We start from the raw sequence: 21,657 nt of genomic DNA, 5'->3' as shown, positions 1-21,657 counted from the left end.
GCAGGTCAGCCGATGCTGGTGAACGACTTCCAGCCGGTGCCGATCTTCACGCCGGAACCGATGCCGCCGGTGCCGTTGCCCGCGTAGCGGTACAGGTCGCCGGCCGTGGTCCGGCCCAGGATGTCGTCCCTGCCGTCGCCGGTCAGGTCGCCGATGCCGACGAAGTCGGCCATGCCGCCCCAGCCCGAGCCGATCTTCGTGCCCGAGCCGATCGTGCCCTGACCGGAGCCGTAGTAGCGGTACAGGTCGCCCGTGGCCGTACGGGCCACCAGGTCGGCGTGCCGGTCGCCGTTGAGGTCGCCCGCGCCGACGATCGTCAGGGACTTCCAGCCGCTGCCGATCTTGCCGACGCGCAGGAAACCGCCGGACTTCGTCCCCGCGTACAGGTACAGGTCGCCGGTGGAGATCTGGCGGGCCACCAGGTCCGGCAGGCCGTCGGCGGTGAAGTCGCCGGAGTGGGTGAGGCCGTCGAAGGCCGCCCAGCCCGTGCCGATCTGCGTGGCCGGAGTCTGGGAGGTGACCACCTGACCGCGGTCCGGCGAGTAGCGGTACATCGCGCCGCCGTAGTCGGTGACGATCGTGTCGTTCACGCCGTCGCCGTTCAGGTCGCCGAAGGGGACCAGCGTGGAGGTCGTCCCCCAGTAGCCGCTCTCCACCCGGGCCGAGACCGTTCCGGCCGAGGTGCCCCGGTAGACCGCCAGCGTGCCGTCGGAGCGGCGCGCGTACAGGTCGGGGAAGCCGTCGTTCCCGACGTGGTCCCGGCGCTTGGCCGGCTGCTTGGCGGCGCCCGTGGCGGAGGACCAGACCTGGTTGATCTCGTGGTGGTCGCTGGTCGTCCCCACCCGCTTGTCCCAGACGGCGACGGCCCGGCCGTCCGCGCCGGCGGCGACGGAACCCGGCTGGGTGTACGGGGCGACGTCGCCCAGCTTCATGGGCCGCCCCCAGCCGTCCGAGCGCGTGACCGCCCACAGCTCGTCCTCGAGCGACGTCCACACGACGGCCAGGGAGCCGTCCGGGCCGCGGCCGGGGGCCCAGACGCGGCTGAAGCTGTGGCCTTCGGCCAGCGTCAGCGCCTGCGACCACGTGCCGTCCACCCCACGCGTGGCCGTTCGCAGCACGCGGTACCCCGCCCACACCGCGGTCACCCGGCCGTCGGCCTCCAGCTGAGGCACGGCGGTGTCCGTCCGGTCCTGCTCGGCCGGAAGGTACGTGTACGGGCCCCACGCCGTGCTGCCGGCCGGGCGGACGGCGAGGACGGCGACGCCGCTCTCGGTCCAGCTGACCAGCGCGGCGCCGGTCGCGGCCGTCTGCACATCGAAGTCGCCCACCATGCCGGTCCCGACCTTGAGGATCTTGGGGGCGGTCCACTGCGCCGAACCCGCCGCCCGGGTCGCGACGTTCACCGACTCGCTCAGGACGCCCGGCTGCCAGGCGACCGTCACCGCCCCATCGGCCCCGGCCGACGCCCTGAACTGGTTGACGGAACCGGCGGCGATCAGGACCGGCTGTGACCACGTACCGTCGGGCGACGCCAGGTCGGAGACGTACAGCCCCCGGTCCGCGTCGTTCTCCCCGGGCGTCGGGTCGCCCTTCCACAGGGCGGTGAGGCGGCCGCCGGGGCCGCTCACCAGGGTGAGGTCGTACGCGAAGAGCGCCGTCGTGACCCGGGCAGGCGCCGACCACGCCGCGGCGCCGGGGCGGAGCGTCGACGTCTGGTGCGCGGCGAAGTTCTCGGTGTCGTAGCGGTCCCACGAGACGACGGCGGACCCGTCCTGCGCGGCGATCAGCCGTACGTCCTGCACCATCCGCTGGTCCGCGGCGACACGGACCGGTGCGCTCCACGCCGTGGCGCCCTCGGCGCGGGTCGCGGCCCAGAGCTCCTGCGTCGCGTCGCCGAACGTGCCCGAGGTCCACACGGTGACGGCCGTGCCGTCGGAGGTGACGACCACGCCCGCGCTCGTGTTCCGCTCGCCCGTCAGCGCCGTGGGCGCGCTCCAGGTCCGGTCGGTCGCCGACGCCGGGGCGGCCGCCACGAGGGTGGCGGCGAGGCCCCCGCCGACGGCCCCCAGGGTCAGCGTGAGCGTGGGCAGCAGTGCCGCCGAGATGATCGTGGTCCTGGTTCTGCGCATCGCGAGACTCCCCGTACTCGTCGAAACACGGGCAGGGGCGAGGAGGCGGATGCGCAGGCGCTTGAGGCCGCGCACCCGCCGGTGACGTACTGAGACGGCGGTCCCCCCGGGCCCTCTCCCCACCCCGGCAAATGATCAAGGAGCCTAGCAGCGGGACGTTCGCCTCACGAACGAATTCCGGACGTCCCCCCTCACGCCCGGTCCAGGAACACCGGATTGGTGAAGGCCGCCAGGGCGCCGGGCAGCGGCGGGAGGGTCGCGGGGTGGCGGACCTCGGCGCGGACGTACGTCGCGTACGCGCTGGTCGTGCGCCACTCCACCGTGCCCGGGCCCTCCGCCGGCAGCGTCGCCGTGTGCAGCGTGCCCTGGTCGGTGACCAGGCGGGCGGTGCGGCCCGGGGCCCCGGTCACCGTGAGGCGGACCGTCACGGGCGCGTCCGGCGCGGTGCGCAGCCGCTCGCCCAGGCCCGCGGTGCGCCCCCGGCCGTCGGCGACGGTGAGCTCCAGGGACACCGCGGAGGACTCGGCGACGTACGAGCGGCCCGTGCGCAGGCCCTCCAGGACCGCCTCGCGCGTCAGGTCGTCCGCCAGGTGCGGTCGCCGTCCGGGGTGCCGGCCTGCGCGAAGCTCACGGTTCCCAGAGTGAGGGCGGAGGCCGCGCCCGTCGTCAGGAGCGTTCTTCTGGTGGGTTCGCTCATGGGCGCAACTCTCGTACGAACCCGTGAACACGGGAACAACGCGGGACGCCGTTCTGCCGCAGCTCTCGGAAATCCGGGCGGCAGCCCCTACCGTGCGTCCATGCGGATCTCGACCACGATCTTCCTGACCGACGAGACCATCGCGCCCGTCCGGCTGGCCCGTGAGCTGGAGCAGCGCGGCTTCGCCGGGCTCTATCTGCCCGAGCACACCCACATCCCGGTCGAGCGGACGACGCCCTATCCGGCGGCCGGCGACGTGCTGCCGCCGGAGTACGGCCGGACCCTCGACCCCTTCGTCGCCCTCGGCCAGGCCGCCGCCGTCACCGAACGGCTGGGCCTCGGCACGGGGGTGACGCTGATCGCCCAGCACGACCCGATCGTCCTCGCCAAGCAGATCGCCACCCTCGACCACCTCTCCGGCGGCCGTTTCACCCTCGGCGTCGGCTTCGGCTGGAACAAGGAGGAGGCCGCCGACCACGGCGTCCACTGGCCCACCCGGCGCGAGCTGGGCCGGGACCGGATGGCCCTGATGCGCGCCCTGTGGGCGGCCGAACCGACCGGGTACGAGGGTGAGTTCGGGTACGTCCGGCCCTCGTTCGCCCACCCCAAGCCGGCCGGCGGCGCGCCGCGCACGCTGCTCGGCGGGGCGGCCGGGCCGAAGCTGTTCGCGCAGATCGCCGAGTACGCCGACGGCTGGCTGCCGATCGGCGGCCGCGGCCTGACGCAGACGCTGCCGGTGCTGCGGGAGGCGTGGGAGAAGGCGGGCCGCGACCCGAAGACCCTCCAGGTCGTCCCGTACGGGGTCCTGCCCAACCCCGGCAAGCTCGCGCACTACGCGGAGCTGGGCTGCGAGGAGGTCGTCCTGCAGCTGCCGCCGGGGCGGGAGGACGAGGTCCTGCGGGCCCTGGACGAGTACGCCGCCTACCTCTGAGCCGGCCGGAGCGCAGGCGGCGTCAGGTCGTCGGCGGCCTCCGATCCCTCGGTCCCGTCCGGGGCGTAGGCGCAGGGCATGCCGGTGAAGCCCTCCAGGGTCTTCCAGTGCGACCACCAGGTGAAGACCAGCCGGTCGTCGTGGCCCTTGCTCGCCCGCAGCTCCCAGTCGTCGCCGGACTTGCGGTGACCGTCGATCGTCCAGCCGGTCTTCTCCAGACGGGCGTGCAGCCGGTCCAGGGCCGCCCGGCCCTCGGCCTCGCCGACGGCGTCCAGCCGCCACTCGTGGAACAGCCGGTACGAGCCGGGCTCGGGCGTGTCCTCGATGCCCTCGATGCCGCGGGGGTAGCAGGACTCGGACCCGAGACTGTTGGCCGCCGCACCGTGGTCGCCGTTCCACCGGGTCGTCCCCAGCGGGCGGGTCAGGCCGGACGCCTCGTACATCTCCTGCGAGCGGTCGGTCGCCCGCCGCGCCATGTCCGCCGGCCGCACCCGCTCGAAGTCCTCGCCGGTCGCCTTGTCGACGCCGTACCAGACGAACAGCCCGACGACGAGCAGCACGGGCAGGGCGACGAGGCACAGGACGACGGAGAGGACGGCGCGCAGGGGGCCGCGGACACGCTGGTTCATGGCCCCGACGCTACGGCCGCGCCCGCGGCGGCGGATCCGTACGACGACTCAGACCGGGTACTCAGGCCGGCCGCCCGCGGCGCCCCGGGCAGGTACGCGCCGACCGGCCCGTCCCCTTCGCGGGCGGCCGCTCGTATCCTCGCTGCATGACGGATCAGCAGGCAGGACGGCCCACCGAGAACGCGATGCGACGTGCCCTGAAGAGAGCGAGGGACGGTGTCGCGCTCGACGTCACCGAGGCGGCCGTGCTGCTGCGGGCGCGCGGTGCCGATCTGGAGGACCTGACCGCCACCGCCGGGCGGGTGCGTGACGCGGGCCTGGAGGCGGCCGGCCGGCCGGGCGTCATCACGTACTCGAAGAGCGTGTTCATCCCGCTCACCCGGCTCTGCCGCGACAAGTGCCACTACTGCACCTTCGTCACCGTGCCCGGAAAGCTCCGCCGCGCCGGCCACGGCATGTACCTGTCGCCGGACGAGGTCCTGGACATCGCCCGCCGCGGGGCCGAACTCGGCTGCAAGGAAGCCCTCATCACCCTCGGCGACAAGCCCGAGGACCGCTGGCCCGAGGCCCGGGAATGGCTCGACGCGCACGGCTACGACGACACCCTCGCGTACGTCCGCGCCATGGCGATCCGCATCCTGGAGGAGACCGGGCTGCTGCCCCACCTCAACCCGGGCGTCCTGTCCTGGACGGACTTCCAGCGGCTGAAGCCCGTCGCACCCTCCATGGGCATGATGCTGGAGACCACCGCGACCCGCCTGTGGTCCGAGCCCGGCGGCCCCCACCACGGCTCCCCGGACAAGGAACCCGCCGTGCGGCTGCGGGTCCTGGAGGACGCCGGGCGCTCCTCCGTGCCGTTCACCTCCGGCCTGCTGCTCGGCATCGGCGAGACGTACGAGGAGCGGGCCGAGTCGCTGTTCGCGCTGCGCCGCGTCTCCCGCGCCCACCACGGCATCCAGGAGCTGATCATCCAGAACTTCCGCGCCAAGCCGGACACGGCGATGCGCGGCATGCCGGACGCGGAGCTCGACGACCTGGTCGCCGCCGTCGCCGTCGCCCGGCTCGTCCTCGGCCCGTCGGCCTGCCTGCAGGCCCCGCCGAACCTCGTCGACGCCGCGTACGAGCGGCTCATCCGGGCCGGCATCGACGACTGGGGCGGCGTCTCCCCGCTCACCATCGACCACGTCAACCCGGAGCGGCCCTGGCCGCGGATCGAGGAACTGGCCGAGCGCTCCGCCGCGGCCGGCTTCGAGCTGCGCGAACGGCTCTGCGTCTACCCGGAGTTCGTCCGCCGCGGCGAACCCTGGCTGGACCCGCGCGTCCTGCCGCACGTACGCGCCCTCGCCGACCCGGAGACCGGCCTCGCGAACCCCGACGCGGAGGTCCGCGGGCTGCCCTGGCAGGAGCCCGACGAGGCGTTCACCGCCGCCGGCCGCACCGACCTGCACCGCACCATCGACACCGAGGGCCGCACCGCCGACCGGCGTGCCGACTTCGACGAGGTGTACGGCGACTGGGAGGCGCTGCGCGAGGCCGCCGCTCCCGGCATGGTGCCGCAGCGCATCGACACCGACCTGCGCGAGGCCCTCGCCGTCGCCGCCGACGACCCGACGCGGCTCACCGACGAGCAGGCCCTCGCGCTGCTGCACGCGGACGGCCCGGCGCTGGACGCGCTGACCCGCATCGCCGACGACGTGCGCCGCGCGGCGGTCGGCGACGACGTCACGTACGTCGTCACGCGGAACATCAACTTCACCAACGTCTGCTACACCGGCTGCCGTTTCTGCGCCTTCGCGCAGCGCCGTACCGACGCCGACGCGTACACCCTGTCCCTGGACCAGGTCGCCGACCGCGCCCAGCAGGCGTGGGACGTCGGCGCGGTCGAGGTGTGCATGCAGGGCGGCATCCACCCGGACCTGCCGGGCACCGCGTACTTCGACATCGCGCGGGCGGTGAAGGAACGCGTCCCGGGCATGCACGTGCACGCCTTCTCGCCGATGGAGGTCGTCAACGGGGCCTCCCGCACCGGCCTTTCGATCCGCGAGTGGCTGATCGCGGCGAAGGAGGCCGGGCTCGACTCGATCCCCGGCACGGCCGCCGAGATCCTCGACGACGAGGTGCGGTGGGTCCTCACCAAGGGCAAGCTGCCGACGGCGACGTGGATCGAGGTGATCACCACGGCGCACGAACTGGGCCTCCGGTCGAGCTCCACGATGATGTACGGGCACGTCGACCAGCCCCGGCACTGGCTGGGCCACTTCCGCACGCTCGCCCGCATCCAGCAGGAGACCGGCGGCTTCACGGAGTTCGTGACCCTGCCGTTCATCCACACCAACGCCCCGGTGTACCTGGCCGGCATCGCCCGTCCGGGCCCGACGGTCCGGGACAACCGGGCCGTCACCGCGATGGCCCGGCTGCTGCTGCACCCGCACATCCCGAACATCCAGACCAGCTGGGTCAAGCTCGGCGCGGAGGGCGCGGCCGAGATGCTCCGCTCGGGCGCGAACGACCTGGGCGGCACGCTGATGGAGGAGACGATCTCCCGGATGGCCGGGTCGAGTTACGGCTCGTACCGCTCGGTCCGCGACCTGGTCGCCATCGCCGAGGCCGCCGGCCGCCCCGCCCGCCCGCGCACCACCCTCTACGGCGAGGTCCCCGAGGAGCGGGTGCGCGCGGCGGAGGCGTCCGACGGCCACCTGCCGGAACTCCTGCCGGTCCTGGAGGACTAAGGGGTGTCCGGAAGCCGGTCCTTCAGCCGGTAGCCGCCTTCGACGACGCGTGCGTCGGCGGCCGGGGCCATGCACCTGGTGAGCTGGGGCTCGCCCTTCGGCGTGGCCCCGGACAGGCCGATCCGGGCCTCGCCGCCCTTGCCGGGCACGTGGAAGCTGACGCCCATGCGGACGTCCGGGTCCAGCACCTCCCGCCAGACGTGGCCGGGGCTGGTGCGGACCAGGCGGCCGGTCACGGTGGCGGTGGGCCCGCCGGTGGTGAGGCAGTCCACCGCGAACTCGCCCCAGTGGACGGTCCCGTCGACCTCGTGGGAGATGCGGAAGGTTCCCCACGAGCGGGTGGGGAGGCTCGCCGGGCCGAAGCGGGCGTGGGCGTCGACGCGGACCCGGACCTCCTCGTCGGCCACGGGGTAGGCCATGCGCGCCTCGCCGGCGAGCGACGAATGGGTGGTCCGGGCGGGCGCCGGCGGTTCGGCGGGGGCGGGGGCCGCGACGGCGACCGGGGCGGCGACGGCGGCGATCAGAGCGAGCACGACGGCGGCCCGCAGGGTGTGGTTCGGCACGGTGGACTCCTGACAGGAAGGGCTGGACTGCCCTTCGAGCGTCGCCGAGCCGCCGGGCCTCCGCGTCCGCCCCGGGGCGGTACCCGCTCCGCCGCGCGGCGGAGGCGATTCACGGCCAGGGTGACCGGAAGGAGCCCTCAACCGACCGATCCTGATCGGTTACAGTGCTGCGCCTGACCGCCGCCGAGTCGCCACGGGAACCACAGGGGGACGCGTGACCACAGCAGCAGCCGTCTGGGGCCGTGCCGAACAACAGGACTTCCGGTCGCGGGTGCGCGGCTGCCTGCTCGGCGGCGCGGTCGGCGACGCGCTCGGCGCCGGCGCCGCGGGGCTCAGCCTGGAGCAGATCCGCGCCGCCCACGGCCCCCAGGGCCTGATGGAGCCGGTCCCCGCGTACGGACGGCGGGGCGCGGTCACCGCGGCCACGCAGATGACCCTGTTCACCGTCGACGGGCTGATACGCGCCCAGGTCCGCCGGGACATCGGCGCCTGGCACCCGCCCACCGACGTGCACCGCGCCCACCTGCGCTGGGCCGCCACCCAGCGCGACTGGGGCCCCGACGAGCGCCGCAAGGACGGCGGCTGGCTGGCCCGCCAGGAGTGGCTGTACGCCCGCCGCGACCCGTCCCGCGCCTGCCTGACCGGATTCGGCGACGAGGTGCTCGGCACCGTCGAGCGGCCCAAGAACCCCGACGCCCGGGACGCGGGCGCGGCGGTGCGCTCGGCCCCGTTCGGGCTGCTCGTCGGCTGGGAGCCGGAGCTGGTCTGCCAGCTCGCCGTCGAGTGCGCCGCGCAGACGCACGGCCACCCCTCCGCTTACCTCTCCGCCGGGGCGTTCGCGCTGATCGTGCACGGCCTGGCGCGCGGCGAGACCGTGGACGGCGCGGTCCAGCGGACGCTGGCCCAGCTCGCCCGGCGGCCGGGCCACCAGCCCGTGACCGACGCGCTGCAGCAGGCCCTCGGCGCGGTGCGCCAGGGCATCCCCGGACCGGGCCGGCTGGACGCGCTCGGCGCGGGCGAGGACCTGGCCGAGCGGGCCCTCGCGGCGGCCGTGTACTGCACGCTCGTCGGCGAGGACATCCGCCACGGCCTGCGCCTGGCCGTCAACCACGACGGCCCGTCGGCCGCCACCGCCGCCCTCACCGGCGCGCTGCTCGGCGCCCTGCACGGCGAGACGGCCCTCCCGCCGGCCTGGCTGGCCGAACTGGAGGGCCGCGGCACGATCCTGGAGCTGGCCGACGACTTCGCCATGGAAATGACCCAGGGCGCCGCCCTCCACGCCCCGGCCGACTCCTCGGCAGCCTGGCTGACGAGATACCCAAGAGACTGACCCGCACCCCGAAGGGGCGCGGCGAACTGCGCGACCGACCACGACGGTGCCGCGGCCGACGTGCGGCAGGTGGTCCCCCATCAGGGGCGCGGGGCTGTGTTCATTTGCGGCTCCGCCGCGTGCGCGCGACCAGCCACAACCGACCCGCACCCGAGAACCGCCCCCGCAGAGCGTCACCGCATCAGCTCGCCCGCGTTCACCAGCAGCGACTGCCCCGTGATCGCCCGGGCGCGGTCGGACGCGAGGAACGCCACCGCGTCCGCGACGTCCCCGTCCGTCGCCAGCTCCGGCAGCGCCATCCGCTCCGTGAGCCGCGCCAGCACCTGCGCCTCCGGCACGCCCTCGCTCCGCGCGGCGAACGCCACGTAGCCCTGCACCGGCGGCCCCCACATCCAGCCCGGCAGCACGGTGTTGACCCGGATCCGGTGCGGCCCCAGTTCCCGCGCCAGCGAGTACATCGCGCTCGTGAGCGCGCCCTTCGACGCCGCGTACGCCGCCTGCCGCACCTGCGTCGGCGCGGCCACCGACGACTGCGTGCCGATGACGACGACGGAGCCGCCGCGTTCCTTCAGGCCCGGCAGACAGGCCCGCGTCATCCGCAGGGTGCCCAGCAGGTTGACGTCGAGCACCCCCTGCCAGGTGGCGAAGTCGGCGTCCTCGAGACCGCCGAAGCAGCTGTCCCACGCCGCGACGTGCACCACCGCGTCCAGTGCCCCGAAGCGTTCCACCGCGAGCGCGGCCAGCGCCTCGCACTGCGCCTCGTCGGTGATGTCGGTGGCCCGGTACGCGGTGTGCTCGCCCTTCGGGTCCAGCTCGGCCGCGCAGGCGGCCAGCCGCTCCTCGGTGCGGGCGCCGAGGACCGCGTTGCCGCCGTCCCGCACGACGGCGGCGGCGACCCGGTGCCCGAGGCCGGCACCGACACCGGACACGACGACGGTCTTCCCCTGCAGCAGCATCCGCGACCTCCCGGCTCTGGCCATCCATCTGACGGCCCGTCAGAGTAGGTCTCCGGCAACGACTTGGGAAGGGGCAGCGAATGAGCGAGGAGCCGCCGAGCGAGGACCCGCGCGTCGAGGCGTACGCCGAACTGGCCGCCGTCGGCCCGTACGGCATCCGCCCCGGGCACGCGCTGATCACCATGGTCGAACCGCACCCGGGCCACGAGTACGCGTACAACCGCTGGTACGAGGACGACCACTACTACGCCGGCGCGATGGCGATGCCCTGGATGTACGCGGGCCGCCGCTGGGTCGCCACCCGCGAACTGCAGGAACTGCGCTACCCGGAGAAGTCCGCCGTCGCCCGGCCGGTGACCGCCGGCTGCTACCTCTCCACGTACTGGATCACCGAGGGCCGCTACGACGAGCACATGAAGTGGACGGTCGCCATCAACAAGCGGCTCAACCGCGACGCCCGCGTCCACCAGGCCCGGACGCACGTCTTCACGTCCTTCCAGGACCACGAGGTCACCGTCTACCGCGACGGCGCCGCCGGGCCCCGCGACTTCCACGCCCTCGACCACCCGTACCGGGGCCTGGTCCTGCAGGTGATCGACGCGGAGGACGCGGAGCGGCGGGCCGGACTGCTGGAGTGGCTGCGCGGCCGGGAGCTGCCGCGCAGCCTCGCCGGCTCACCGGCGGCCATGGTCACGGTCTTCCGGCCGACGCCGCTGCCCGGCGACCGGATGACGTACGTGAAGCAGGTGGAGGGGGTCGACACCCGGCTGACGCTGCTGTGGTTCCTGGAGGCGGATCCGCGGGAGTGCTGGCAGCAGCACTTCGCCGGGCTCGACGCGGGGGAGTGGGGGAGGGTGGAGCTCGTCGCGCCGTTCGTCCCGACCGTGCCGGGCACGGACCGCTACGTGGACGAGCTCCGCTGACGAGGCGAGCTCCGCCGACGAGGCGAGCTCCCCCGGCAAGGCCGAGCCCTCTCGGCCAGGACGGCGAAAACCGGTCGAGAGGGCCCTGTGCTGGAACGTTCCGCTGCGGAGCGGGAGGAGTGGAGCACTCAGAGCGTTCCCGTGCTCACTTCTCCGACGAACGCATTCCAGGAGTGCGAGGCGAACGTGAGCGAAGGACCCTCGGGGGCCTTCGAGTCACGCACCGCGATGGAGGCCAGAACGGGGGACTTGACCTCCACGCAGGCGCCGTTCCCGCCCGAATAGGAGGACTTGGTCCACGTGTCCGTCGCGCCCTGGAGAATAGCCATGACAAGGCTCCGATTCTGCCGATCGAGAGAGGCGCCGACGTGGTCGCCGGCGCTCATGCTGGCGTGATCGACGCTACTCGTCGGCCTCGGGCCGTGGGACGGGCGTTCACTCGTGAGGATGGCATATTCCAGGCGGACTTCCGCCGGAGCCTGAGCGGGGTGTACCGTTCCGCTCCCTCAGTTCGCGTCCGCGTACTCCTTCGCGATCCCCTCGATGAATTGCCGGGTTTGTTCGACATTCAGGGCCTGCGCGCGCAGGTGCTCGTACATGACGCTGTACTTGGCGACGTCATTCGCCTTTTCCAGATACAGGTCGCTCGTCACGCCCTCGATGTACACGACGCTGGAGTCCGAGGCGTCCGGGAATTCCAGGATCGCGTAATGCCCGCTGATGCCCGGATGCGCCCCCATGTCGAACGGAAGCACCTGAACCGTCACGTGCGGCAGCTGCGACTGCTCGATGAGATGCTCCAACTGCTCGATCATCAGCTGCCGGTTGCCGACGATCCGGCGCAGCGCGCCCTCGTCGATCACCGCCCACAGCCGCAGCGGCGCGTCCTGAGCCTTGATGCGGTCCTGCCGCCGGGTGCGCACGTTGACCCGCTTCTCGATCTCGCCCGGCGTCGACTCCGGCAGCGCGCCCGCGATGAGCGCCTCCGCGTACCGGTGCGTCTGCAGCAGGCCGGGGATGACCTGGGGCTCGTACACCCGCAGGCTCTCCGCGTCGGTCTCCAGGCCGATGTACACGCTGTACGGGATGTCGCCGAAGGCGTGCCACCAGCCCTGCTGGCGCGAGTCCTTGGCCATCTGCATCAGCGACTCGACGACCCGGTCGTCCTCCACCTCGTAGACCCCGCAGAGGTCGCGGACGTCGCGCTGACTGATGGAGCGACGGCCGTTCTCCAGCCGGCTGATCTTCGACTGGGAGACCAGCAGGCGCTCCGCCACCTGCTCCGCCGTCATGCCCTTGAGCTCGCGAAGCCGGCGCAACTCCTGGCCCAATCGGCGACGCCTGACGGTGGGGTTGACGTTGGACGCCACGGAAACTGCACCTCCGGCTGCGTAGCTGTACGTATCTACTGCTTGGCAGACTGCCACCAAAGGTGCGCGGCGCGCTGGAAAACGGCCACAACGCAGGGACGACGGGACCTCACGCACATGCGCGGGGCAGCCGGCGTGGCTGCCCCGCGCACCTGTGCGGCTCCCGGAACGGGTCGTGCGGTGGTGGTGCGGGTGGTGTTGCAGGTGGAGCTGTGGAACTGCTCGTACGGGTGGTGCCCGGTACGAGCGGCGCGTGCGCACCGGTGGTGCGCCCGCTGGTGCGTACGCGCGTGGTGCGCGTCAGTGCGACGCGACGGCGCGTGCCATCCGGCCGCGCGTCGGCTGCACCGGCACCGCGGCCTGACGACCGCCGGCGGCACCGCGGCGGGGCTGCGCGCCCACACCGTTCTGGACGTCCATCACCGCGTGCGCGACGAGACCGCCCATCGGGTCGTGCCGGATCAGGTCGCGCAGCCGCGACCGCGACGACCGTCCTTCGTTGCCCGGGTACAGATGCTTGCCGAGCCCGACCGCGTGGGCCAGCGCGGCGAGCGCCGCGGTCCGCGGGTCCGGCGGTACGCCGGTGCGGATCGCACTGTCCAGCCGGGCCCTGATCTCCCGGCTGATCGCCGTGTCCGTCGCCTGGTAGCGAGTCGTCGGCAGCACCCCGCACATCTGACCCGCCACGGCATGCACCATGCCGCAGCGCTCCAGATGCGAGAGATACGTCTGGCGGAGCCCCAGGCGGGGCCCGCCGATCCAGTGGACGGCCCGGACCGGACTGCCACGCCTGCGCAGCAGCTCCAGTGCGGAGTCCAGAGTCGGATCTCCGGTCGGCCGTGGCATCACCACGGCGATACGATCCCCGTCAGGGGCTATCCGTCCTGCCAGAGCCAGCTCCACTAGCTGTGCTCCGGCGAGGCCGAGGTCGAGCGACTGCGGCTGCGCTGTGGTACCCGTGGCCGGGTCCAGAGCGAGCAGCAGAAGCTCCTCCGGAAGTGTTCTGCGGCTCCTGCCCATCCATGCCTCCCCGCGTGGATGAATGACAGGGTGACCCCTCTCACATTCATCTGTCGAGAGTGCCTGGGCGGTTGGGGCGGGAACCGGTAGGTATGTCGTTCTCGTCTAGCACGGGAGCCAAGGGGTTCACACAGGACACTGGTAGATGGTTCGGACGAACAGATGACGCATGGAGGAGGCACGGTGGCGGGCGAGTCCCCCGACAGGTCGGAGCAGCGGAAGTCGTCGGGGGAGACGGCTTCGGGCGGAGCGGATCCGCGGCTGGCCCTCCTCGGCGATTCCGCATCCCCGGTCCGGGCGGACCAGGCGACCGCCGTCTTCAAGACCGTGTCCCCCCGCAGCCCGGAGCCCGAGGCGGACGCCGCCCCCGGGGAGGGCGAGGACCGTCTGAAGGCCGCGGTGGCGGCCTGGGTCGCCACGGAGGAGCCGGAGGCGGCCACGGAGCCCGAGGCGCGTACGGAGCCGGAGGACGCGGCGGAGGCCCCGTCCGAGGGCGAGTCCGACGGTGAGTCCGAGGCCCCGTCCGACGGCGAGTCCGCCGCGGAGGACGCGGCGGAGGCCCGTGCGGAGGCCGAGGCGTCCGAGCCTGCCGCCGAGCCCGAGGCGTCCGAGCGGGCCGAGGAGTCGGCTGCGGGCGCGCCCGCGGAAGCCGACGAGACCGCCGAGGACGCCCCTGAGGCGTCCGAGAAGCCGGCGAGCGCCGAGGAGCCGGCCGCCCGGGAGCCGGAGGCCGTACGGGACGCCGAGCCCGTCGCCGCCTCCGCCCCGGAGGGCAGGACGGCCACGGCGGAGAAGCCCGCCGCCGACGTGCCGTCCGAGGCGACCCCGGCGGACGACGACGCCGCCGACGAGCCCGCCGCCGACGTGAGCGCGACCGGCGCCAGGACCGGGGCCGCCGCCGAGTCCTGGTTCACCGCCAAGAAGCCCTCGGTGCCCGCCCGTACGCCCGAGGCCGCCGACCCGGCCGCCTCCGAGGCGCCGAAGGCGCCCCAGGCCCCCGAGCAGGCCCCCAAGGCTCCCGAGGCCCCCGCGAAGCCGAAGGCGGACGAGAAGCCCGCCGCAGGCCCCGTGGACCAGCCGACGGCCGTGTTCAAGGCCGTCCGGCCGCCGGTCGTCGACCAGCCGACCACCGCCCTCAAGCTGCCCGCGAACCCGCCCGCGCCCGAGCGCCCCAGCACCTTCGTGCCGCTGCGCAAGGACGGCGCCCCCGCGTCGCAGCCCCCGGCCGCTCCCGCAGCGCCGGGCGCGGCTCCCGCCCCGGCATCCGCCCCGGCTCCCGCCCCCGCGTCGCTCACCGAGGCCGAGCGGACCAAGCAGCAGCCCATGCCGCCGCTGCCCCCGCTCGACCTGCTCGCCGAGCTCACCAACACCCCGCCCCCGCCGCCGACCCCGATGCGCGTCTTCGCCCGGCGGCTCAAGATCTGGACCCCGCTGGTCGTCCTGCTGCTGATCGTCTTTGCGGTCGTACAGTTCGTGCGCCCGCTCCCGCAGCCCGCCCTCTCGCTCTCCGTCGCCCCCACGTACACCTTCGAGGGCGGCGAGCTGAAGATGCCGTGGCCCGGCGAGGGCCAGGGCGCGGTCGAGGTCGAGGGCGTCGGCTCCATGGGCACGTACGGCGACCAGAAGCCCGCCCCGCTGGCCAGCGTGGCGAAGACGATGACCGCGTACGTGATCCTGCGCGACCACCCCCTGAAGGGGGAGCAGGAGGGCCCGAAGATCACCGTCGACCAGAAGGCCGAGGACGAGGCCGCCAACCGGCACGAGTCCCGGGCGCCGGTGAAGAAGGGTCAGGAGTACACGGAGAAGGAGCTGCTCCAGCTCCTGATGATCCCGTCCGCGAACAACGTCGCCCGGCTGCTGGCCCGCTGGGACGCCGGCTCCGAGGCCGCGTTCGTCGACAAGATGAACGCCGCGGCCAAGGACCTCGGCATGACCAGCTCCACGTACACCGACCCGTCCGGCCTCGAGGACTCCACGGTCTCCACGCCGAAGGACCAGCTGAAGCTGGCGAAGGCGGTCATGCAGTACGACGTGTTCCGGGAGATCGTGAACAGCCCGAACGCCGTCGTCGAGGGCGTCGGCCGGATCGAGAACAACAACAACATCCTGCTGGAGCCCGGCGTCGGCGGCATCAAGACCGGCTCGTCCACCCCGGCCGGCGGCAACCTGCTCTGGTCGGCGAACACCAAGGTCGACGGCAAGATCCACCGGGTGCTCGGCATCGTCATGGGCGCCAAGGACGCCAAGATCCTCGACGACAAGCTGCAGCTCTCCATCGACTACAGCCTCAAGCTGATCCAGCAGGCCCAGAAGGACGTGACGTCCGCGTCGGTCATCCGCAAGGGCCAGGTCGTCGGCTACGTCGACGACGGCCTCGGCGGCCGCACCGCGGTCGTCGCGACGAAGGAGCTGAAGCCGATCGGCTGGCCGGGCCACAAGGTCCACCTGGAGCTGACCGACGGCGGCAAGACCGTCCCGCACAGCGGAAAGGCGGGCGACATCGTCGGCGAGGTGTCGGTCGGCGTCGGCGAGGGCCGCGTCAGCGCGCCCGTCGCGCTGGAGACCGACCTGGTCGAGCCGGGTCTCACCGAGAAGCTGACGCGCGTCGGCTGACGCGCCGCGACCGCCGCGCGTGGGCGCCCCGGTTCCCGGGGCGCCCACCTGTTAGCGTTCCCGGGCAACCGTCGGGCACGGGACGGCGTCCGACCGGGAGACGGGGACCAGGAGCGCGCACCGGAGCCTGTCCGGCGGACCAGGGCCGGACGGCCCCAAGACCGGAGAGAGCCGAGTGACGACCGCCGAGCCGACACACGCCGACGACGGTACGAACGCGCTGCACGACGGGCGGCGCACCGCCCCGCGAATAACGCTGCCCTCGCCCCGGCCCCCCGCGGCCGCCGCCCCGCGGCCGCTGCGCCGGCGCCGCCGCCACCCGGTCCTCGTGGCGACCGGCCTCGCCGCCGTCAGCCACGTGCTGTGGTTCCTGCTGTTCGCGAACAGCGGCGGCGACCTCGCCGCGCAGGACGCCTGGGCCGAGTTCGTCGGACGGCACCCGGACTCCGCGTACAACCTCGCCTGGTACGGCGGGATGCACCCGGTCTCGTACAGCGTGGTCTCGCCGTACGTGATGTCCGTGCTCGGCGTGCGGACGACGATGATGATCGCCGGAACGGTCTCGGCCGGGCTGACGGCCCTGATCCTGGTCCGGGTGCGGGCGGTCCGGAACCCGATGGCGTGCGCGCTGGCCGGCGTGTTCGCGTTCCTGTGCAACGCGCTGTCCGGGCGGGTCACCTTCGGGCTCGGCATGACGTTCGCGCTGGGCGCGGTCGCGGCGGTGTTCTGCTGGCCGCACCGCTGGCGGCACCGGCGCTGGGCCAAGGCCGCCGTCGCGGCGCCGCTCGCCGGACTGGCCACGGCGGCGAGCCCGGTGGCCGGGCTGTTCCTCGGGATCGCGGCCGCCGCGCTGTTCCTCCACAAGCGGCGGCCGGGGGCGTACGCGCTCGGGCTCGCGCCGGTCGCCGTGGTGGCCCTGTCGGCGTGGCTGTTCCCGTTCTCGGGCACGCAGCCGATGTCGGTGGGGTCGACGGCGCTGCCGTTCGCCTTCGGGCTCCTGGTCTGCTTCCTCGTGCCGAAGGACTGGCGGACCGTCCGCACGGGCGCGGCCGTGTACGCGGCCGGCACGGCGCTCACCTGCCTCGTCGACTCGCAGATCGGCTCCAACATCTCCCGGCTGCCGATGCTGTTCGCCGGCGTGGTGCTGCTCGCGGCCCTGCCCTACACCGTCCCGCGCTCGCGCCGCTGGTACGCGCTGGTCCTGGCCGTCGCCGGACTGCACCTGTGGGTCGGCTACAAGAGCGTCGACGACGTCATCCGCACCGCGCCGCACGCCTCCTGGGCCCGCGAGCTCGCGCCGCTGGTCGACCAGCTGCAGCGGCGCGGCGCGGAGAAGGCGAGGGTGGAGGTCGTGCCGGCGAGCAGCCACCGCGAGTCGTCCGCGCTCACCCCGTACATCAACCTGGCCCGCGGCTGGAACCGGCAGGCGGACATCGAGCGCAACCCGATCTTCTACGACGACACCCTGAACACCGCGAACTACCGCGACTGGCTGCACCGCTGGGCCGTGCACTACGTGGTGCTGCCGACGGGCGCCCCGGACACCGGCGCCGAGCGCGAGGCGCGCCTGGTGAAGGCGGGGCTGCCGTACCTGAAGCAGGTCTGGTCGGACGCGAACTGGCGGCTGTACGAGGTCCGGGAGCCGACCCCGCTGGCCGATCCGCCGGCGAAGGTGGAGCGCGCCGGCGAGAACGAGGTGACGATCCGCCTGGACACGGCGGGCCGGGTGCTGATCCGGGTGCCGTGGTCGCCGTGGCTGGCGCTGCTCGACGAGAACGGCGCGAAGGTCGAGCCGCCGCAGGAGACGGAGGCGTCGAAGCGGGCGCGGGAGGCGTCGGAGGAGGAGCTTCCGCCGCGGTACGCCAACGCACACGGCTGCCTGCTGAGGGCCGAGCCCGACGCCGAGGGCGACGAGTGGACGGAGCTGCTGGCCCCGAAGCCCGGCACGTACCGGCTTGCCGCCCCGTACAAGCTGTTCCCGCGCGGGACGGCCTGCCCGGAGGAACTGCGCTGACCCTCCCGCGGCGGGGAACGGTCCTGCATAGTGGGCGGCTATGGCATGCGAACGGTGCGGGAGCGGGCGGCGCGGGCCGCTGCCGGGCATGGTCTGCCCGGGCTGCGCCGCGGCGCGTCCGGCCCGCCGCGGCGGGGCGGTGCTGCTGACGGCGGGCGTGATGACGGTGGCGGCGGTCGTGCTGGTGGCGCTGTTGCGCGGCGACGACGGGGAGCGGCGCGCGGAGGCGGCGGCCGGGCCGGGGACGGGCCTGACGCGCGGGGTCCCCACGAGGATCGCGCCGACGGCGTTCCCCAGCGCGGCGGAGAGCACCGGCGGCCCGGACGGGTCCGCCTCGCCGAGCCCCTCCGCGTCCCCCTCCCCGTCGGCGTCCGAGTCCCGCTCCCCGTCGCCCCCGCGGCACGCGCCCCGGCCCCCGGCGACCTCGCCGCCGGCGTACGTGGCCTGGGCGGGTCCGGGCTGCGCCGGCGGCGGCACGTACCGGGAGGAGGGCCGGTACGCGGACGGCTGGGAGGGCTGGTACACGGTGACGAGCGGCGGCCACCGCGGCGACGGCTGCGACGGCCGGTTCTCGGCGATCCCCATGTCGGGCAGCGCGACGCGCGACCGCGGCAACTCGGCGACCTGGTCGTGGCACGTGGGCGCGGGCCACGGCCGGTGCACCCTGGCCGTCAAGGTGCCGTCGCCGCCGAGGCGGCAGGACGCGGCGGGGGATCCGGCGGTGTACGAGGTCCTCGCGGACGGGAGGCCGTACGCGCGGTTCGAGGTCGACCAGCCGGCCCACCGGGGCGAACTCCTCCACACGGCGTGGTACCCCTTGCGGGACGACTCCTTCACGGTCCGCCTCCTGGACCGGGGGGTCGACTGGGGGTCGGAGGAACGGGAAGGCGCACACCACGGGGCCGCCCAGATGAGACTGCAGTGCGCGTGAGCGTGACTGTGACGGTGACTGTGTGCATGAGGACATGACGAAGAACGCATTTCTGGCGACGACGCCGCACGCGAGCCCGACGAGGGAACTCCTGGCGCAGGCCGCCGTGTCGAGGGGCATGGAGGCCGTCCCCCTGACGGGCCCGGACACGGCCGCTCGGCTCGGGGCGCAGGGAGGGGCCGCGCACTTCTACGGCGGCCCGGCGCTGGGGCAGGCGGTGGCGTCCGAGCTGGGCGTGGCGCTCCTGGAGCCGGCGGACGACTGGCTTCCGTCGTTGCCGCGGGAGTTCACCGGGCGGACGATCCGGCTGATGCCGCTGGCGGAGGCGCGCGGCCTGCCGGGCCCGTTCTTCGCCAAGCCGCCGCGCGACAAGACGTTCCCGGCGGCCGTGTACGAGGACGGCGCCGCGCTGCCGGACGGCCCGTCGGCCGGGGAGGCGGGGGCGCCGGTGCTGGTGAGCGAGGTGGTGGACTGGGCGGCCGAGTTCCGGCTGTTCGTCCTGGACGGGGAGGTGCTGACGGGGTCGCGGTACGCGACGTACGGGCGGCTCGACGCGCGAGAGTTGACGGACAGTCATACACCCGCGGGTTTTCACGAGTTCACGTACCGCCTGCTGGCGGACCACGGCCACACCCTTCCCAGCGCGGTCGTCCTCGACGTCGGGCTGCTGGCGCGCCCGGAGGGCGGCGCGACGGGGGAGTGGGCGGTGGTGGAGGCCAACATGCCCTGGTTCAGCACGCTGTACGCGGCCGACCCGGCGCGGGCCCTGGAGGTGACGCTGCGGTCGGCGGGCCCGCGGGAGGCCGTGGCACCGCGCGACCGCGGCTTCGTGCGGGGCCTGTAGGGGGCGTTCGGAGGGCTTCCTGTGGGCGTTCGGAGGGCTTTCTCTGGGCTTTCAGGGCGCTACTGGCTCGCTTCCCGTGGCTCGGGCTGCGTGGGTTGCGGGGCCCGGATGCCGAGGACGGCGTCCACCGCAGACGGACGAGAACCACAGCCACGCGATCATGGACCGTGCGCACGAGCACGGCATCAACTTCTTCGACACCGCCGACGTGTACGGGGTGACGCCCGGCGACGGCGTCACCGAGGAGATCATCGGCCGCTGGTTCGCGGCCGGCGGCGGCCGCCGCGAACGGACGGTCCTGGCGACGAAGGTCTACCTGCCCACCGGGCCGGGCCCCAACGACGCCTTCCTCTCCGCCCGCCACATCCGCGCCGCCTGCGAGGCGTCCCTGAAGCGGCTGCGCACCGAGCACATCGACCTGTACCAGATGCACCACATCGACAGAAACACCCCGTGGGAAGAGATCTGGGAGGCGTTCACCGTCCTGCGCCAACAGGGCAAGGTCCTCTACTTCGGCTCCTCCAACTTCGCGGGCTGGCACCTCGCCCAGGCCCAGGAGGCCGCCAAGTCCCGCCACTTCCTCGGCCTGGTCAGCGAACAGTCGCGCTACAACCTGATGACCCGCTGGGCCGAACTGGAGGTCCTGCCCGCGGCCCGCGCGTACGGCATCGGCGTCATCCCCTGGGGCCCGCTGAACGGCGGCGTCCTGGCCGGCGTCCTGCGCAAACAGCGCAACGGCACGGCCGCCCGCGGCAGCTCCGACCGCTCGGCCGCCACCCTGACCGCCCACCTCCCGGCGATCGAGGCCTACGAGAACCTCTGCGCCGACCTGGGCGAAGACCCGGCCCACGTCGGCCTGGCCTGGCTCCTCGCCCAGAAAGGCGTGACGGGCCCGATCATCGGCCCCCGCACCGAAGCCCACCTGACGGGCGCCCTCCGCGCCCTGAACACCCTCACCCCAGAAACACTGACGACCCTGGACACCCTCTTCCCACCCCCGGCCCCCAACGGCAACAAACCGTCCCCCGAGGCATACGCCTGGTAGAGCACCCCAAGGCGCCTCTCACCGCCACCTTCGCCCTCCCGACAACCCGGGCGACAGGTCCGAACGCCGTCCCACCTGACGCACCCGAACACCCCAAAGGGCACCTACTGAATTCAGTAGGTGCCCTTTGCGCTTGTGCCCCCGGCAGGATTCGAACCTGCGACACCCGCTTTAGGAGTTCGATCGGGAGTCTGTGCGGCACGGCCGAGGGGCCTGATGCGAGCTCGCACACGGCTGCCTGATGTCGCGGCTGTCTGCCGTCGTTGATGTCAACGGAAGATGTCAGATCCGGCAAACGTATCGTTGCGGAGCCCCTATGCTCTGGCGTCTGACTCACCAAGCGGTGGGCGGGCGGGTGCTAGGGGCATGGCGGCAGGGGGCTTCAATGTTGATCATCCTGATCGGTCTAGCGATTGGTGCGGCCTACGTCTGCCGAGACACACCCCTCTTCATCCCGGCCATCGTGGTCGCGATCTGCTCTTTCTGGTCCAACGGCGTCATTTCGAACTTTCGCGGGACGCCTGAGGTTCCTCGCTTCGCCACTGCCGTCAGCTTCATCAGCTTCGTTCTCACCTTGGCGTTCGGCATCGCGGGACTGATCATGGGTTGATGCTTCACGGGGAACGGGCTCCCAGCCACAGCGCTCCCGGCTGTCATCCCGTCTGCCGTCGACCCACACACCGTGGAGCGGGCGCGGGTCCTGGCGTCCAGGTGGAGCGCGCCACTGTACGAACGACCTGGACGCCAGGACCCGTGTCTGCTCGGCTCTGCCTGGGTCGATGGCAGGCGGGATGACAGCCCCCTCCCGCACCACATCCGACCGGCACCCGCGGAACGGGCCCCGTTCATCCCGGAGCCTGAGCGCCCCCGCCGGAGGCATCTGCTCTAACGGGAAGCCGACCGATCAGGCCGGTTCACCCATCCAGCCCCCCG

18 protein-coding genes and 1 pseudogene are annotated in these 21,657 nt (G+C 73.4%); 10 read left to right on the top strand and 9 right to left on the bottom strand.

All coding sequences use genetic code 11. From position 1 onward, the window contains the following. Positions 1 to 5: 5 nt before the first annotated feature. The 3 genes and pseudogenes from ACNJ93_RS13195 to ACNJ93_RS13185 all read right to left on the bottom strand — a co-directional run bounded on the left by ACNJ93_RS13195 (position 6) and on the right by ACNJ93_RS13185 (position 2,826). Positions 6 to 2,129: an FG-GAP repeat domain-containing protein gene (locus ACNJ93_RS13195; RefSeq protein WP_418957590.1), complete on the bottom strand. Its 2,124-nt coding sequence runs from the start codon at positions 2,127 to 2,129 to the stop codon at positions 6 to 8. A 191-nt stretch (positions 2,130 to 2,320) separates the two neighbouring features. Then, a pseudogene (locus ACNJ93_RS13190) lies at positions 2,321 to 2,719 on the bottom strand (phosphoesterase); the annotation flags it as partial. Continuing rightward, the gene (locus ACNJ93_RS13185) at positions 2,704 to 2,826 is read right to left on the bottom strand and encodes a hypothetical protein (protein ID WP_418961621.1); all 123 of its coding nucleotides are present in this window, start codon (positions 2,824 to 2,826) and stop codon (positions 2,704 to 2,706) included. The gene ACNJ93_RS13185 and the pseudogene ACNJ93_RS13190, both read right to left, overlap by 16 nt. A 100-nt stretch (positions 2,827 to 2,926) precedes the next feature. Here ACNJ93_RS13185 and ACNJ93_RS13180 point away from each other — a divergent pair, with 100 nt between their 5' ends. Then, on the top strand, positions 2,927 to 3,757 hold the full coding sequence (locus tag ACNJ93_RS13180; protein WP_418957589.1) for an LLM class F420-dependent oxidoreductase: 831 nt from the start codon (positions 2,927 to 2,929) through the stop codon (positions 3,755 to 3,757). Here the strand turns inward: ACNJ93_RS13180 and ACNJ93_RS13175 are convergent. Further along, complete coding sequence (locus tag ACNJ93_RS13175; protein ID WP_418957588.1) at positions 3,748 to 4,386, bottom strand: hypothetical protein; 639 nt, start codon at positions 4,384 to 4,386, stop codon at positions 3,748 to 3,750. The genes ACNJ93_RS13180 and ACNJ93_RS13175 overlap by 10 nt on opposite strands. A gap of 146 nt (positions 4,387 to 4,532) precedes the next feature. Between ACNJ93_RS13175 and ACNJ93_RS13170 the strand changes: the two genes are divergently transcribed. Continuing rightward, a complete protein-coding gene (locus ACNJ93_RS13170) occupies positions 4,533 to 7,115 on the top strand; it encodes a bifunctional FO biosynthesis protein CofGH (RefSeq protein ID WP_418957587.1) in 2,583 nt (860 codons plus the stop codon). Here the strand turns inward: ACNJ93_RS13170 and ACNJ93_RS13165 are convergent. Beyond that, positions 7,112 to 7,678, bottom strand: coding sequence for a hypothetical protein (locus ACNJ93_RS13165; RefSeq protein ID WP_418957586.1), 567 nt, complete (start codon positions 7,676 to 7,678; stop codon positions 7,112 to 7,114). The two genes, ACNJ93_RS13170 and ACNJ93_RS13165, sit on opposite strands and share 4 nt — an antisense overlap. A gap of 214 nt (positions 7,679 to 7,892) precedes the next feature. On the opposite strand from ACNJ93_RS13165, the gene ACNJ93_RS13160 reads away from it, so the two are divergent. Then, a complete protein-coding gene (locus tag ACNJ93_RS13160) occupies positions 7,893 to 9,008 on the top strand; it encodes an ADP-ribosylglycohydrolase family protein (protein ID WP_418957585.1) in 1,116 nt (371 codons plus the stop codon). Positions 9,009 to 9,181: 173 nt separating this feature from the next. Here the strand turns inward: ACNJ93_RS13160 and ACNJ93_RS13155 are convergent, their stop codons facing one another. Next, on the bottom strand, positions 9,182 to 9,964 hold the full coding sequence (locus ACNJ93_RS13155) for an SDR family oxidoreductase (protein ID WP_418957584.1): 783 nt from the start codon (positions 9,962 to 9,964) through the stop codon (positions 9,182 to 9,184). An 80-nt stretch (positions 9,965 to 10,044) separates the two neighbouring features. Here ACNJ93_RS13155 and ACNJ93_RS13150 point away from each other — a divergent pair, with 80 nt between their 5' ends. Then, positions 10,045 to 10,887 (top strand): hypothetical protein, encoded by an 843-nt coding sequence (locus ACNJ93_RS13150; protein WP_418957583.1) that lies wholly within the window; start codon positions 10,045 to 10,047, stop codon positions 10,885 to 10,887. A gap of 128 nt (positions 10,888 to 11,015) precedes the next feature. On the opposite strand, the gene ACNJ93_RS13145 is transcribed toward ACNJ93_RS13150, so the two are convergent. The 3 genes from ACNJ93_RS13145 to ACNJ93_RS13135 form a co-directional block, all read right to left on the bottom strand. Next, positions 11,016 to 11,216 (bottom strand): DUF397 domain-containing protein, encoded by a 201-nt coding sequence (locus ACNJ93_RS13145; RefSeq protein ID WP_418957582.1) that lies wholly within the window; start codon positions 11,214 to 11,216, stop codon positions 11,016 to 11,018. A gap of 177 nt (positions 11,217 to 11,393) precedes the next feature. Next, entirely contained in the window at positions 11,394 to 12,257 is an 864-nt protein-coding gene (locus ACNJ93_RS13140; protein WP_418957581.1) for a helix-turn-helix domain-containing protein, read from the bottom strand. Between the two features lie 300 nt (positions 12,258 to 12,557). Continuing rightward, a complete protein-coding gene (locus ACNJ93_RS13135; protein ID WP_418957580.1) occupies positions 12,558 to 13,277 on the bottom strand; it encodes a GOLPH3/VPS74 family protein in 720 nt (239 codons plus the stop codon). A 162-nt stretch (positions 13,278 to 13,439) separates the two neighbouring features. Between ACNJ93_RS13135 and ACNJ93_RS13130 the strand changes: the two genes are divergently transcribed. The 6 genes from ACNJ93_RS13130 (at position 13,440) to ACNJ93_RS13105 (ending at position 21,334) form a co-directional block, all read left to right on the top strand. Continuing rightward, entirely contained in the window at positions 13,440 to 15,890 is a 2,451-nt protein-coding gene (locus ACNJ93_RS13130; protein ID WP_418957579.1) for a D-alanyl-D-alanine carboxypeptidase, read from the top strand. 175 nt (positions 15,891 to 16,065) lie between these two features. Beyond that, entirely contained in the window at positions 16,066 to 17,904 is a 1,839-nt protein-coding gene (locus ACNJ93_RS13125; protein ID WP_418957578.1) for an MFS transporter, read from the top strand. 40 nt (positions 17,905 to 17,944) lie between these two features. Beyond that, positions 17,945 to 18,835, top strand: coding sequence for an adhesin (locus ACNJ93_RS13120; RefSeq protein WP_418957577.1), 891 nt, complete (start codon positions 17,945 to 17,947; stop codon positions 18,833 to 18,835). Between the two features lie 34 nt (positions 18,836 to 18,869). Further along, complete coding sequence (locus tag ACNJ93_RS13115; protein ID WP_418957576.1) at positions 18,870 to 19,679, top strand: ATP-grasp domain-containing protein; 810 nt, start codon at positions 18,870 to 18,872, stop codon at positions 19,677 to 19,679. 76 nt (positions 19,680 to 19,755) lie between these two features. Beyond that, entirely contained in the window at positions 19,756 to 20,724 is a 969-nt protein-coding gene (locus tag ACNJ93_RS13110) for an aldo/keto reductase (protein WP_418957575.1), read from the top strand. Between the two features lie 385 nt (positions 20,725 to 21,109). Then, positions 21,110 to 21,334: a hypothetical protein gene (locus ACNJ93_RS13105; RefSeq protein WP_418957574.1), complete on the top strand. Its 225-nt coding sequence runs from the start codon at positions 21,110 to 21,112 to the stop codon at positions 21,332 to 21,334. Positions 21,335 to 21,657: the final 323 nt, after the last annotated feature.

The sequence above is a fragment of the Streptomyces tritici genome (assembly GCF_048500665.1).
GTDB lineage: Bacteria > Actinomycetota > Actinomycetes > Streptomycetales > Streptomycetaceae > Streptomyces > Streptomyces tritici.
This window is presented reverse-complemented; position numbering and strand designations above follow the sequence as displayed.